We start from the raw sequence: 12516 nt of genomic DNA on the forward strand, positions 1-12516 counted from the left end.
GTCGCCTTTAGAGTGGGCGCGTCGTCATCGGCCTGCGGCTTATCGGCGCCCCCGATTGCGTCGAACGGCGTTCCCGTTAACCTTACTGCGAGCTGTGCCATAACGATTCCCAGTGAACCCATGAAGATCTCCGGCGCCCGGACCGAACCTTTCGCCGCCATCCGCAAGCGCGCCCTGGCCAGGGCTGGCGCCCAGGTCGTGGCGCGTGAAGTCGCCGCGCCCGACAGCGCCGCCTTCCTGGGCCTGAGCGAAGCCGACATGACCCCCCAGGTCGTGGAAGCCCTGCAGACCCTGATGACCGAGATCGACGACCTGCGGAACGAGGTCGCCATGCTGAAGCTGCGCCTGAACGAGGCGCAGGGCCTGGCCGACATGGACGCCCTGACCCCGGTGCTGAACCGCCGCGCCTTCCTGCGCGAGACCAAGCGCGTCTCGGCCTTCGCCCAGCGCTACGGCTCGTCGGCCAGCCTGGTGTTCTTCGACCTCGACAACTTCAAGAGCGTCAACGACCGCTTCGGCCACGCCGCCGGCGACGAGGCGCTGAAGGCCGTGGCCAAGCGCCTGCTGGCCAATGTCCGCGAGAGCGACCTGGTCGGCCGCATGGGCGGCGACGAGTTCGCCGTGCTGCTGGCCCAGGCCGACAAGGAAACCGCCCTGGCCAAGGCCCAGAGCCTGGCCGACGCCATCCGCAGCCAGCCGGTCGAGTTCGGCGAGTGGTCGGCCCCGCTGCACATCTCCTATGGCGTGCGCGAGATCGAGCCCGGCGCCGATCCGGAAGAGGCCCTGGCCGAGGCCGATGCCGCCATGTTCGTCCGCAAGCGGAAGCAGGCGTAGCGACAACTTCAGGGAATGCGACCTTATCGCACGGCGACTGGGACCCGGTGGGTGCGGTAACACGTTCATAGTCTGTTAAGCATGACTGGGCGGGTTGCATGCAGCGTATTCTGGTCGCCGAGGACGATCCGGTCCTCTCGATGATCTACGAAATCACCCTGACCGAAGCGGGGTTCGACGTCCTGCTGTGCCGGGACGGCCAGGAAGCCTATGAGGCCTTGGACGCGTTCGAGCCCGATCTAGTGATCACCGACCACTCGATGCCGCGCATGAGCGGCGGCGAGCTGGTCAGCGCCGTACGCAAGGCGCGCCCCAGCGCCATCACCCTGATGGCCTCGGCCGTCGACGCCCGCCTGCTGAAGGACGACCAGCACGCCGACGCGCGGCTGGAAAAGCCGATCACCCCCGGCCGCCTGCTGCAGACCGTCCGCGACCTGGAAGCGACCCTGATCGCCGCCTGACGAAACTTTAAGCTGACCTGTCCCCCGCGGCGCCCCTAGGCTCGCGTCAACTGGGGGACGACGCTTGATCACCAAAGCCTTGCTGGGCGGCCTGACGGTCGCCGCCATCGCCGCGCCAGCCTTGGCCGCGACGCCGCCCGTGGACACCTACCGCCTCGCGCCGGTCCTCGAGAACGGCAAGGTCACGGCCCTGTCGGTGACCATCACCCTGCCTGCCGACGCCGACGGCCAGACCCAGCTACGCGTGCCCCAGGACTGGGGCGGCGGCGAGAAGCTGTGGCGCTTCATCAAGGCCCCCGTGGTCACCGGCGGAACGCTATCCCTGACCGACGAGAAGACCTGGACCATCAAGTCCAAGCCCCGCGCGCCCCTGACCGTCCGCTATCGCGTGATCAGCGCCTATGACGGCCCGCCGTCCGTCGACAGCGTCACCTATGGCCAGCCGATCATCGGCCCCGACGGCTTCTACGTGATCGGCCACACCGTCTTCGTGACCCCCGAGGGCCGCGACAAGGACAAGGCGCGCTTTGCCTGGGATCCCGCCGGCTCGGGCCTGGCCTTCGCCTCCGATCTGGAGACGCTGGGCGACGCTGGAACGGTCGACGCCATCAGCGAAAGCGTCGCCATCGCCTACAAGGACCTCACCCTCCTGCAGCGCGACGCCGCCGGCGCGCCGCTGCGCCTGGCCGTGCGCGGCAAGTTCGGGTTCACGGACGCGGCCTTCGCCGACATGGCGTCCCAGGCCATCGGCGCCAGCCGCGCCTTCTGGGGTGACGGCAAGGAGCCGTTCCTGATCACCCTGGTCGACCAGGACTCCCCGCCGGGATGGACCTCCTATCGCGGCACGGGCCTAGGCGACGCCTTCGCGGTGATCTCGACCCGCAATGTGCCGCTGGACGACTACAAGCTGTTCCTGGCCCACGAATATTTCCACACGTGGAATTCCAACCGCATCGGCGGCCTCAAGGACGGTCCCGACGAGCCGCTGGGCTACTGGGTCAGCGAGGGCTTCACCGACTATTACGCCCGTCGCCTGTCGCTGCGCTCGGGCTTCGTCGACCTGGAGGCCTTCGTCGCCGCCTGGAACGCCGCGCTCGAGGCCTATGACACCTCGCCCGGCCGCGCCCTGCCGAACGCGACGATCGCCGAGCGCTTCTGGAACGACAAGGCCATTCACAAGCTGCCCTACCAACGCGGCGCCCTGATGGCCTTGCTGCTGGAGAGCCGGCTGAAGCCGAACGGCGGTCTCGATCCCGTCATGCTGGCCATGCGCGACTACGCCAAGGGCCGCGACGCCGCCGAATGGGACCACGCGGCGGCCAACCTGCTGCCGCGCGTCGTCAAGGCCCGAACCGGCGTCGACCTGACGCCAGAGATCGACCGCTGGATCACCCGGGGCGAACCGATCGTCCTGGCGCCCGACGCGTTCGGCGGCTGCCTGACGGTGAAGACGGTGAGCCGGCCGGCGTTCGACCTGGGCTTCGACGCCGACGCCAGCGCCAAGAATGGCGTGATCACCGGCGTGGCTCCCGACGGCCCCGCCTATGCGGCGGGCCTGCGCGACGGCATGATGCGGCTGGGTCGGCAGGGCGGCAAGGGCGGGGACAGCTCGGTCGAGATTGGCTACATCGTCGCCGACGGCGACGGACAGCGCACGATCCGCTTCAAGCCCGAGGGCAAGGCGATGCTGAGCTTCCAGCAGGTCGTCATGCCCAAGGACCTGACGCCCGAGGCCCGCGCGGCCTGCGTGAAGGCGGTCGCTGGCTAGGCGATGATGTCCGGGGTCAGCTGGTCTTCCAGCCGGCCGATCTCGTCCTTGAGAGCCAGCTTCTTCCGCTTCAGGCGGGCGATCTGCAGCATGTCGGGCTGGTAGCGCTCTTCCAGGGCCCGAATGGCGTCGTCGAGGTCCTTATGGTCCTCGCGCAGGAGGCCAAGGCGACGTTCGATCGAAATGTCGGTGTCTTCCGACGGATCATCGTCGTTCATGGACTTAAATCTCAGGTGGGCCCCAGTAGGGACTTAGATAGCAAAGGCTGACGACCGGTAAAGGCGCTCAGCGCGACGTTAATTCAAGGGCGGACGCCAGCGTCTCCAACGCCGCCCGGCGCGCGGGATCGCCCGAGGCCTGCGCGGCCGCTACGAGGCCGTCCAGCACCGCGATCGGCGCGCCGGGCGGGCCGCTCAGCGCCTCCAGACTTTCCATCAACACCCGCTCGCCCTTCAGCTCGACGGCCTTCACCGCGTCGCGCAGGGCTTCCTTGGCGGTGTCGTCGACCGGAGGACGCGACGGCTTCAACGCCCGGCGCACGCCGCGCAACGGCGCGCCGACCTCGACGTCCCAGGCGCGCATCATCCTGGCGGCGTCCTGGAGGTCGGCCGTACGCCCCTCCCCCGCCATCCAGGCCGCCCACAGCAGCCAGGGCACGTTCTGGCCGTGGGCGTCCTGCAGGCTCAGGCACGCCTCCGCGACAGGTTGACGCGCATAGGCCTCCAGAGCCCAGTCCCAGAGCCGCATCGGCGTTAACTTTCCTCGCCTTGGGCGCCCTTGCCGGAGATCGTCTCCAAGTCCTCGCCCCAGCGCTTCACCGGCTGCCAGGACAGGTCGAAAAGGTCCAGCGCCCGGCCCACCGACTGGTCGACCATCTCGGCGATCGTCGCGGGCTTGGCGTAGAAGGCCGGCAGCGGCGGAGCGATCACCGCGCCCATCTCGGCCAGCTTGGTCATGGTCCGCAGATGGCCCAGATGCAGCGGCGTCTCGCGCACCAGCAGCACCAGCGGCCGGCGTTCCTTCAGGGTCACGTCGGCGGCCCGGGTCAACAGCGAAGACGTTACGCCGGTGGCGATTTCGCTCATCGTCCGCACCGAACAGGGCGCGATGACCATGCCCAGGGTCCGGAACGAGCCCGAGGCGATGGCCGCCCCAATGTCGCTCACGCGATGGACAACATCCGCCCGTTCGTTGAGCTCGGCCAGCGACTCGCCGGTCTCCTGCTGAAGCGTCAGCACCGCCGATTTGGACACCACGAGGTGACTTTCGACGCCCAGCTCGCGGCACGCATCCAGCGTCCGGATGCCGTAGACCACCCCGGAAGCGCCCGAAATCCCTACCACCAGCTTGGGACGTTCAACCGTCTTCGGAGCATCGGTCATGGTAAATTTTCGTCCGCCTTGGGAGTAGATTTGGCCACGTCAAGCGCGGCCGCTTGCAATCATATGTGATCTGACAGCGCCGCGCAGCGGGTGTTCACTTTCTTCTCCAACAGCAATGGAGCCGAGAGCCATGGCCATCGAATCCCGTATCCGCGAGCTTGGGTCCCGTCACGAGAACCTTGACCGCAAGATCCAGGAGGAGACCAATCGACCCGGGAGCGACGCCGTGATGCTCATGGAGCTGAAGCGGCAAAAGCTCAGGCTGAAGGAGGAGATCGAGGGCCTTAGGGCGCGAACTCACTAGCTGCTGACAGCAGCCGAAAAACACGAGGCCCCGCTCCGGCAAGGAGCGGGGCCTCTGCTTTTTTACGCTCAGGAGCCGAGGATTAGTCCTCGTCTTCCTCGTCCACATAGCCCGACGACTGGCCGAACACGTCCTCGGCCTTGAGGTCGCCGCGCTTGGCGCGGAAGTCTTCTTCCTCTTCCTCGACCTCGGGCTCGAACTGGCCGGCCTCCGAGGCGGGGCGCAGGGTCGGGTCTTCCGGCAGGATGCCCTTCTTCAGGTCGTCCTTGGCCTTCTTCTCGGCCGCCTTCTTGACCAGGGCGTCCAGCTCCAGCTGGCCCACCAGGCCCAGGGTCACCGGGTCGATCGGCTTGATGTTGGCGGCGTTCCAGTGCGTGCGGGCGCGGACCTGCTCGATCGTGGCCTTGGTGGTGCCGAGGATCTTCGAGATCTGGGCGTCGGTCACTTCCGGGTGGTGGCGCAGGAACCAGGCGATGGCGTCCGGACGGTCCTGACGACGCGAGACCGGCGTGTAGCGCGGGGCCTTCTTCTGCGGCTTCAGCAGCTCGGCGTGACGGCTGACCTGGGCCTTCATGCGGTAGTCGGGATTGCCCTGGGCCTTGTCCAGCTCTTCGCGGGTCAGCTGGCCGTTGCCGATCGGGTCGGCGCCGCGGATGTCGCGCGCCACTTCACCGTCGGCGATGCCGCGCACTTCCAGCGGGTGCAGGCCGCAGAAATCGGCGATCTGCTCGAAGCTCAGCGAAGTGTTGTCCACCAACCAGACGGCGGTCGCCTTGGGCATCAGGATGTCGGACATGCGGTCCTCCAGAAATGACGGCGCCCGGCCTTTCGGCCGGGCGGGATGTTGATGAACGCTATAATCCGGTTCTCGGAAAAAGGGAACGGGGACTCGGCGGCAAGGTCCTGAAAAGACTGCCCTAGAGCTTGTCCGCACCGGAGACGGCCTTACTCGCGGCCGCGACCGTCTTGGCCACGCCCTTGTTCGCGTAGACGACCTCCATCCAGTTCGACTGCGGCGAGGGCGACCTGACCACGATCGACACGTCGGGGCGATCCCAGGTCGTGGTCTCGGAGATGTAGTTGAAGACCTTGCGCTTACTGGCGCTAGTCGGCGCGCCGAACCGATCCTTGAGCGCCGTCAGGAAGGTCGGGGCCGCCTCGACTTCAGCCGTGATACGGATCTCGAACAGCCGGTCCTGATAGAAGCGGTACAACACCTTGAAGGCTTCGGCCGAGCCGACCTGTTGACCGATGAAGCCGTAGCCCGCCGGGAAGCCGTAGGTGCAGATCACGACACCCGCCGCGACCTCAGCCTTTTCCGGCGCGGCTTCGGCAAGATAGCTGGGCTGGTCATCGTCATTCGAGCAGACCGGCGCGGCCTCCTCCTTCAGCTGCTTGGGCATGGGCCCCGAACGCCAGGCGTCCAACGTCATGCCCAGGGTCGCACCCCGAAAATCGACGGCGTCCTGAGCGCGCGCGGCGCCCGAACCCAGCAAGGCCAGACCCATCGCCGCAGCGATCACATACTTCATGCTTTTCCTCCCCAACACGACCATCGCCGATCAAGCACATCGGCGCCCAAGGTTGAATCGCAAACATCGCAGCCGGATACGCGATTTGAGGACCGCGACCGCTTACCGCGAAAAACGATCAATTCACAATCAGAGCAAGTTGCGCTTACCTCCATGCGTCGGCGAGGGGCCGACGGGGGGAAACCTATGAAAACGCTTATGACCGCGGCCTGCGCCGCGGCGCTTATGCTCGTGTGCGCGCCTGCGTTCGCTCAGACGACGGTGCAGGTTCCGGAAGGCACCGAGCTTTCCGTCCGCTTCGACGACAATCTTTCGTCCGAAACCAATCACGAAGGCGATCGCTTCTCCATCAGCCTGGCCGAAGACGTCACCCTGGCGGACGGCACCGTCCTTCCCGCCGGCTTGCGCGGCGCGGGCGAGGTCACCCACGCCAAGAAGAAGGGCATGATGGGCAAGCCGGGCGAACTGAACGTCCGCCTCGACTACCTGAAGGCCGGCAATGCCCGCATCCGCCTGCGCGGGCAGAAGGGCTCCGAGGGCGACGCGCGCTACGGCACCACGATCACCCTGACGGTGCTGTTCGGTCCGCTGGGCCTGATCAAGCACGGCAAGGACGTCGAGATCAAAACGGGCCAGCGCCTGACCGCCTTCGTCGATCAGGACTCCCCGATCACGACACCGATCAGCGCGCCGGGCGTGGCCGCGGCTCCGGCCGCCGCGACAACGGCCACCGGCGGCACGTCGCACTAGACCGTCAGCACCACCTTGCCCACGTGCTCCCCGGCTTCGAGGTGCGCGTGGGCCTTGGCGGCGTCGGCCAGGGGGAAGGTCGCGTCGATCAGCGGCTTCACCTGCCCCGCCTCGACCCACGGCCAGACCACGCGTTCGACCTCGGCGGCCAGGCGGGCCTTTTCGTCGGCCGGGCGAGGCCGCAGGGTCGAGCCGGTGATCACGGCGCGCTTCTGCATGATCTTCATGACCGGCACTTCCAGCACCGGCCCGCCCAGGCTGGCGATGTAGACGATGCGGCCGCCGGTCTTGAGGGCGTCGAGGTTCTTGTCGAAATAGCTGGCCCCGACCATGTCGAGCACCACGTCGGCCCCACCGGCGGCCTTGACGATCTCGGCGAAGTCCTCGGCCTTGGTGTCGATGGCGATGTCGGCGCCCAGCTCCAGGGCCTTGGCCTTCTTGTCGGCGCCGCGTCCCGTGGCGATGACCTTGGCGCCGGCAGCCTTGGCCATGGCGATGGCAGTTGTTCCGATTCCGGACGTTCCACCATGAACCAGCAGCGTCTCGCCGGCCTTCAGGGCGCCATGCTCGAACACATTGACGAAGACGGTGAAGACGGTCTCGGGCAGGGCCGCGGCATGGACCAGATCCAGGCCTTGCGGGATCGGCAGGGCGTGGCGCGCGTCGACCACGGCGTATTCGGCATAGCCACCACCACCCAGTAGCGCGGCGACCTTGTCGCCGGCCTTCCAGCGGCCCGAACCGGTCACGACTTCACCCGCGACCTCCAGGCCCAGCGTCTCGGGCGAGCCCGGCGGCGGCGGATAGAAACCCAGGCGCTGCAGGAGATCGGGGCGGTTGACGCCCGCGGCGGCGACCTTGATCAGGATCTGTCCCGGACCCGGTTCGGGTCGCTGCGCCTCGACCGGTTTCAGCGCGTCGGCCGCGCCCTTGCCGCCTTCGATCGCGATCGCCGTCATCGTTCCGGCCATGCCCGGGCTTCCTCTCATGCTTGCCTTGGACCCTAGGTAGGCGTCAGATAGCCGACGGAAAAGGGAGAGAAGCCGATGTTCGAAGAGCCGGCCGAGCCTCGCGCCTTCAACGGACGCGCCTTGAACGAGACGACCCATGAGGACCTGGAGGTCTACGGGGTCTCGGAACTGGAAGAGCGGATCGCGGCCCTGCAGGCCGAAATCGAACGCACCAAGGCCCAGCTGACCAAGAAAAAGGCCGGCCGCGACGCGGCCAATGCGCTGTTTGGTCGCCTGGACTAAGGCTTATTTTAAGGTTTCGGTGAGGTTACTGGCGTCTTAAGCGGTCATCCGCCTTCTGACGCTTCAAGTACGGTCGATCGAAGGGGGTGGGTCGCAACGGGACGGCGAGTTCTGGCACGGGGGTTGCACTCCCCTCTGCCAAGCGAGACGTCCTCGCGGCCTTTCGAGGGGCATTGAGTAGCTATGACCGAAGTGAACGCGTTCGCGGACACACCTTGGCGCGCTGGAGTGATCCAGGATTTCGCGCGATCGGAACTGTTCGACCGCACGTTCGAGGAAGGCATGCAGCTGGTCGAAGAGACCGCAGCCTATCTCGACGGCGCCGGCCGGCATGACAGCAAGGTCCTCTCCCGCAATGCCGCCCTGGGCTACGCCACCGAGAGCATGCGCCTGACCACCCGCCTGATGCAGGTGGCCTCGTGGCTGCTGGTGCAGCGCGCGGTGCGTGAAGGCGAGATGCCGCCGGAAGCGGCTTGCGCCGAAAGCTACCGCCTGGGCGAGGAAGCGGCGGGCGAACCGCCGGCGGTCGAGGAACTGCCCTTCGGCCTGATGAACCTGCTGCAGCGCTCCGAGCGTCTGTATGAGCGCGTCCGGCACCTGGACCGCCGCATGTACGTGGAATCGCCGAACGAAGAGGCCCCGCGTCCGGTGCAGGCCCAGTTCGAGCGTCTGGCGGCGGCGTTCGGGGGCTGAGGCCCCTTCTCGGGATTACTTCCCGTACCGCATCCGAGCCAGCGCGCCGACCATCTCGCTGGCCAGGTCCATGGGTTTCAGGCCCGCCTTCCACTTCTCGAAGGCCATGACGTTGTCGATGCGCGCGTCCAGGTGCGAGAGCGCCGAGGCGCGGCCCGAGGCCATGTCGACGGCCAGGGTCGAGACGAGGATGCCCGACAGGATGGCGCGCTTCGAATAGTGGTTCTCGTCGGTGGCGGTGTCGCCGGCCCAGCGCCAGATCCCGTCGGCCGATTCCCAGGTCAGCCGCAGAGCCAGCGGCAAATTGGTCGGGAAGGCCAGGAAGGCGGCCAGCGGGCGCAGCACGTCGGCGTGCTCCGAAGCCGCGTCGAGACGGGCGATGACGCCCTCACGAATCCGTTGGCGAATCTTCAGAGCGGCCAGGTCGAAGGTCGCCAGCTTGCGCAGCGCGACCGCGTCATGGCGCCGCGACAGCAGGGCCGCCAGGTCGCGCGGACCTTCCGGCAACAGCAGCTGGCCCTCGGCGTCGCTGAGGCCTGCCGCCGCCAGAGCGCGGGACACCAACCCCGTGTTCCAGCCCAGCTTGGGCGCGAGCCGCAGGGCCTCGTCGAGCACCCGTTGCTCGGCGTCGTCGGCCCACGACGATCCCGGTTGATCCGAAGCTTGAGCGGAGGTGTGTGCCGTTTGCGTCATAAATCCGAGTCTACACCGGTGTTTAGGCCGCGTCGCGCATGGACAGCGGCCCTTCGCTCTGCTATCAGCCCCGCCTCATCGCCTGGGAGAACCCCTCTCAGGTTACCCGGTTTTGTTCGCCCGCCCGGCCCCTCAAGAGGGACTTGGGAAATTGGTCGGGCTGTCGAATGGAGAGATACCCCTGGTCCAGATTTTCGTCCGCGACAACAACGTCGATCAGGCGCTGAAGGCCCTGAAGAAGAAGATGCAACGCGAAGGCTCGTTCCGCGAAATGAAGCGGCACGTGCATTATGAGAAGCCGTCGGAAAAGCGCGCGCGCCAAAAGGCCGAAGCCGTCCGTCGCGCCCGCAAGCTGGCCCGCAAGCGCGCCCAGCGCGAAGGCCTGCTGCCGATGCCGAAGAAGCCGGCTGGTCGGTAAGACCAGACCTCTTCTTCGCTGAAGATTTCGAAAGCCGCGCGGCGATCCGCGCGGCTTTCGTCGTTTTGGGCCTAGCCCGCCTGCTTCCTGACGATCAGCCCGACCAGCGTCTTCAGGTTCACCTTCCCCGTCGCCAGGGCGCCCACATGGAAGGCCCGGGTCGAGAAGGCGATGATCGCCGCCGTGGTGACGATCATCAGCACCGTGGTGCCGACCACCTGGACCAGCGGCGGATCGCCGGCGATGCGCACGGGCATCAGGAACGGCGTGAAGGGCGGGATCCACGACAGGGCGGCGAGAATCGGCGCGTCGGGCGAGCGGATCGCCTGGCTCATGAACACCACCGGGATGGTCATGACGATCATGACCGGCCCCAGCAGGGTCTGGGCGTCGCGCTGGCTCTCGCAGAAGGCCCCGATGCCGGCGAACAGCGCCGCGTACATCAGGTAGCCGCCGACCAGATAGGCGCCGAAGTAGAACACCAGCCCCTTGCTCAGCAGCACGGCGATCAGGTCGCCGGCCAGGCCGGGCGCGAAGTTGATCATGGCCAGCCAGCCGGCCATGGCCCAGATGGCCAGCACGGTCAGGGTCAGGCCCGCCACGCCCAGGATCTTGCCGCCCATGATCTCCGGCACCGAGGCCGAGGACAGCAGCACCTCGAGGATCTTGGACGACTTCTCCTCGATCACGCTGTTGAGCAGGATGCTGGCCCCGGTCAGCACCATCGACCACAGCAGCATGCCGGCCGCGAAGCCGACGATGGTCGGCAGGCGATCGCGCAAGGACACCTTCTCGCCCGAGGCCGCCCGGGGCGACAGGCTGTTGAAGGCGGGCTTGAGGTCATCGGCGGCCTTCAGGGTCTGGGCCGAGACGCCGGCGCGGGCCAGGGCCCGTTCGCGCATGATCACGCCCACGACCTGGCGCAGATCGCCCTCCAGCACCGGCGCGCCGAGATTGCGGCTCCACAGGTCCATGACGATGGCCTCGTCGCGGCCGCTGAGGATCAGCACCGAATCGAGACGCTTGTCGGCCACCTCACGACGGGCGATCTGGCCCGCCTCGCGCGGCGTGGCGGCGGCCTGGGCGGCGATGGGAGCCGGCAGGATGACCATCTTGGCGTTGGGCGGCTTGAAGCGGGCGGCCGAGCTCGGACTGAAGCCGGACAGAGCCTCCAGCCCCGCCGCCTGGCCGCCCTTGGCCTGGGCCTTGCCGACGGCCTCCTGGGCCTTGGGACCGCCCGCCGACAGGGCCGCCGCGCGCAGGGCTCGGGCGTTGGCGCGGCTCTGGTCCTCGACCATCGCCTTGGCCACGGCGGGACCCAGGTTCTGGCCGGTCAGGTCGACGATCGCCAGCCGCTCGGGCTTGGCGGTCTTCATCATCATCAGGGGCGCGCCGGCGCTGATGACGATCACCAGCGGCAGGGCCACGATCGACAGCCAGAAGCCGACCGTGCGGACATAGGCCAGGTATTCCCGGCGGGCGATCTTCAGCAGGCGGCTCATGCCTGGTCTCCCGTCAGGACGATGAAGGCGTCGTGCAGGCTGGGCTCCTTGAGCTCGAACCGCCTCAAGGCAAGATCCCGCGCGAAGGCGGCCTTCAGGGCGTCCTGCCCGGTCCCAGCCTCAGGCAAGACGGCAACATGCCGCCATCCGCCGTCCGGCAGCGGCTCGGAGGTCACCGCGCCCAGGCCCGGCAGCACCATGACCTGCTCGGCCAGCAGATCGCCCTCCAGCACCAGCGCCCGGGGCGCTGCGCAGCGGGCCGTGGCGACGTCGCCGTCGAACACCTTGCGGCCCCGCGCCATCAGCACGACCTTGTCGCACAGGCGCTCGGCATGCTGCATCACGTGGGTCGAGAACAGCACCGTGGCCCCGCGCGCGGCGATCTCGCGGATCATCGCCTCCAGGGCCTGCTGGTTGACGGGGTCGAGGCCCGAGAACGGCTCGTCCAGCACCACCAGTTCGGGTTCATGGGCCAGGGCCGAGATCAGCTGGACCTTCTGGGCCATGCCCTTGGAGAGGTCCTTGATCGGGCGCCTGGCGGCGAAGCCCAGACCCTGAGCCTCCAGCATCGCCTTGGCCCGCTTGCGCCCTTCCGCCTCCGGCACGCCCTTCAGCCCCGCGAAGAAGGCGATGGCGTCGATCGGGGTCATGCGCTTGTAGAGGCCGCGCTCCTCGGGGAGGAAGCCGATCCGCTCGTGGACCTTGGTGGCGTCGGCCGCGCCCAGCACGGTGATCCGCCCCGCCGTCGGCGGCAGCAGGCCCAGGATCATGCGGATGGTCGAGGTCTTGCCCGCGCCGTTGGGGCCAAGGAACCCGGTGATCCGACCGGCGGGGACCTCGAAACTGACGTCCCGGACGGCGTGGAAGTCGTCGTAGGTCTTGCTGACGCCCTCCAGGCTGACGGCGCTGACCATGGACCCCTCCCG

Annotated in this window: 16 protein-coding genes and 1 pseudogene; 8 read left to right on the top strand and 9 right to left on the bottom strand. The window is 67.7% G+C overall.

What is annotated here, in order from left to right; translation table 11 throughout:
- The first annotated feature begins 120 nt into the window (after positions 1-120).
- From AC07NI_RS10360 to AC07NI_RS10370, 3 genes are all read left to right on the top strand, one after another.
- On the top strand, positions 121-834 hold the full coding sequence (locus AC07NI_RS10360) for a GGDEF domain-containing protein (protein ID WP_494618674.1): 714 nt from the start codon (positions 121-123) through the stop codon (positions 832-834).
- 98 nt (positions 835-932) lie between these two features.
- Positions 933-1295 (top strand): response regulator, encoded by a 363-nt coding sequence (locus tag AC07NI_RS10365; protein WP_494618677.1) that lies wholly within the window; start codon positions 933-935, stop codon positions 1293-1295.
- Between the two features lie 64 nt (positions 1296-1359).
- Positions 1360-3063 (top strand): M61 family metallopeptidase, encoded by a 1704-nt coding sequence (locus AC07NI_RS10370; protein WP_494618679.1) that lies wholly within the window; start codon positions 1360-1362, stop codon positions 3061-3063.
- On the opposite strand, the gene AC07NI_RS10375 is transcribed toward AC07NI_RS10370, so the two are convergent.
- From AC07NI_RS10375 to AC07NI_RS10385, 3 genes and pseudogenes are all read right to left on the bottom strand, one after another.
- Positions 3060-3281 (bottom strand): YdcH family protein, encoded by a 222-nt coding sequence (locus AC07NI_RS10375; RefSeq protein ID WP_494618683.1) that lies wholly within the window; start codon positions 3279-3281, stop codon positions 3060-3062. The genes AC07NI_RS10370 and AC07NI_RS10375 overlap by 4 nt on opposite strands.
- 67 nt (positions 3282-3348) lie before the next feature.
- Positions 3349-3877: pseudogene (locus AC07NI_RS10380) on the bottom strand (TIGR02444 family protein); the annotation flags it as partial.
- On the bottom strand, positions 3816-4445 hold the full coding sequence (locus AC07NI_RS10385; RefSeq protein ID WP_494618688.1) for a UbiX family flavin prenyltransferase: 630 nt from the start codon (positions 4443-4445) through the stop codon (positions 3816-3818). The gene AC07NI_RS10385 and the pseudogene AC07NI_RS10380, both read right to left, overlap by 62 nt.
- A 130-nt stretch (positions 4446-4575) precedes the next feature.
- On the opposite strand from AC07NI_RS10385, the gene AC07NI_RS10390 reads away from it, so the two are divergent.
- Positions 4576-4749: a YdcH family protein gene (locus AC07NI_RS10390; protein WP_494618692.1), complete on the top strand. Its 174-nt coding sequence runs from the start codon at positions 4576-4578 to the stop codon at positions 4747-4749.
- An 82-nt stretch (positions 4750-4831) separates the two neighbouring features.
- Here AC07NI_RS10390 and AC07NI_RS10395 read toward each other — a convergent pair whose 3' ends face one another.
- Both AC07NI_RS10395 and AC07NI_RS10400 read right to left on the bottom strand, forming a co-directional pair.
- Positions 4832-5545: a DUF1013 domain-containing protein gene (locus tag AC07NI_RS10395; RefSeq protein ID WP_494618696.1), complete on the bottom strand. Its 714-nt coding sequence runs from the start codon at positions 5543-5545 to the stop codon at positions 4832-4834.
- A 121-nt stretch (positions 5546-5666) separates the two neighbouring features.
- On the bottom strand, positions 5667-6281 hold the full coding sequence (locus AC07NI_RS10400; protein WP_494618702.1) for a hypothetical protein: 615 nt from the start codon (positions 6279-6281) through the stop codon (positions 5667-5669).
- Between the two features lie 186 nt (positions 6282-6467).
- Between AC07NI_RS10400 and AC07NI_RS10405 the strand changes: the two genes are divergently transcribed.
- Positions 6468-7031: a hypothetical protein gene (locus AC07NI_RS10405; protein ID WP_494618706.1), complete on the top strand. Its 564-nt coding sequence runs from the start codon at positions 6468-6470 to the stop codon at positions 7029-7031.
- Here AC07NI_RS10405 and AC07NI_RS10410 read toward each other — a convergent pair.
- Entirely contained in the window at positions 7028-8002 is a 975-nt protein-coding gene (locus tag AC07NI_RS10410; RefSeq protein WP_494618708.1) for an NAD(P)H-quinone oxidoreductase, read from the bottom strand. The two genes, AC07NI_RS10405 and AC07NI_RS10410, sit on opposite strands and share 4 nt — an antisense overlap.
- A 75-nt stretch (positions 8003-8077) precedes the next feature.
- Between AC07NI_RS10410 and AC07NI_RS10415 the strand changes: the two genes are divergently transcribed.
- Positions 8078-8284 (top strand): DUF1192 domain-containing protein, encoded by a 207-nt coding sequence (locus tag AC07NI_RS10415; protein WP_494618710.1) that lies wholly within the window; start codon positions 8078-8080, stop codon positions 8282-8284.
- A 183-nt stretch (positions 8285-8467) separates the two neighbouring features.
- On the top strand, positions 8468-8977 hold the full coding sequence (gene rcdA / locus AC07NI_RS10420; RefSeq protein WP_494618714.1) for a protease adaptor protein RcdA: 510 nt from the start codon (positions 8468-8470) through the stop codon (positions 8975-8977).
- 15 nt (positions 8978-8992) lie between these two features.
- On the opposite strand, the gene AC07NI_RS10425 is transcribed toward rcdA, so the two are convergent.
- Positions 8993-9670, bottom strand: coding sequence for a COQ9 family protein (locus AC07NI_RS10425; protein WP_494618717.1), 678 nt, complete (start codon positions 9668-9670; stop codon positions 8993-8995).
- Between the two features lie 181 nt (positions 9671-9851).
- On the opposite strand from AC07NI_RS10425, the gene rpsU reads away from it, so the two are divergent.
- Positions 9852-10088, top strand: a complete 237-nt coding sequence (gene rpsU / locus AC07NI_RS10430) for a 30S ribosomal protein S21 (protein WP_125159223.1) — start codon at positions 9852-9854, stop codon at positions 10086-10088.
- 71 nt (positions 10089-10159) lie between these two features.
- Here the strand turns inward: rpsU and AC07NI_RS10435 are convergent, their stop codons facing one another.
- Both AC07NI_RS10435 and AC07NI_RS10440 read right to left on the bottom strand, forming a co-directional pair.
- A complete protein-coding gene (locus AC07NI_RS10435; protein WP_494618722.1) occupies positions 10160-11590 on the bottom strand; it encodes an ABC transporter permease in 1431 nt (476 codons plus the stop codon).
- Complete coding sequence (locus AC07NI_RS10440; protein WP_494618726.1) at positions 11587-12504, bottom strand: ABC transporter ATP-binding protein; 918 nt, start codon at positions 12502-12504, stop codon at positions 11587-11589. The genes AC07NI_RS10435 and AC07NI_RS10440 overlap by 4 nt, the downstream gene beginning before the upstream one ends.
- Positions 12505-12516: the final 12 nt, after the last annotated feature.

The sequence above is a fragment of the Caulobacter sp. GW821-FHT10E02 genome (assembly GCF_059415225.1).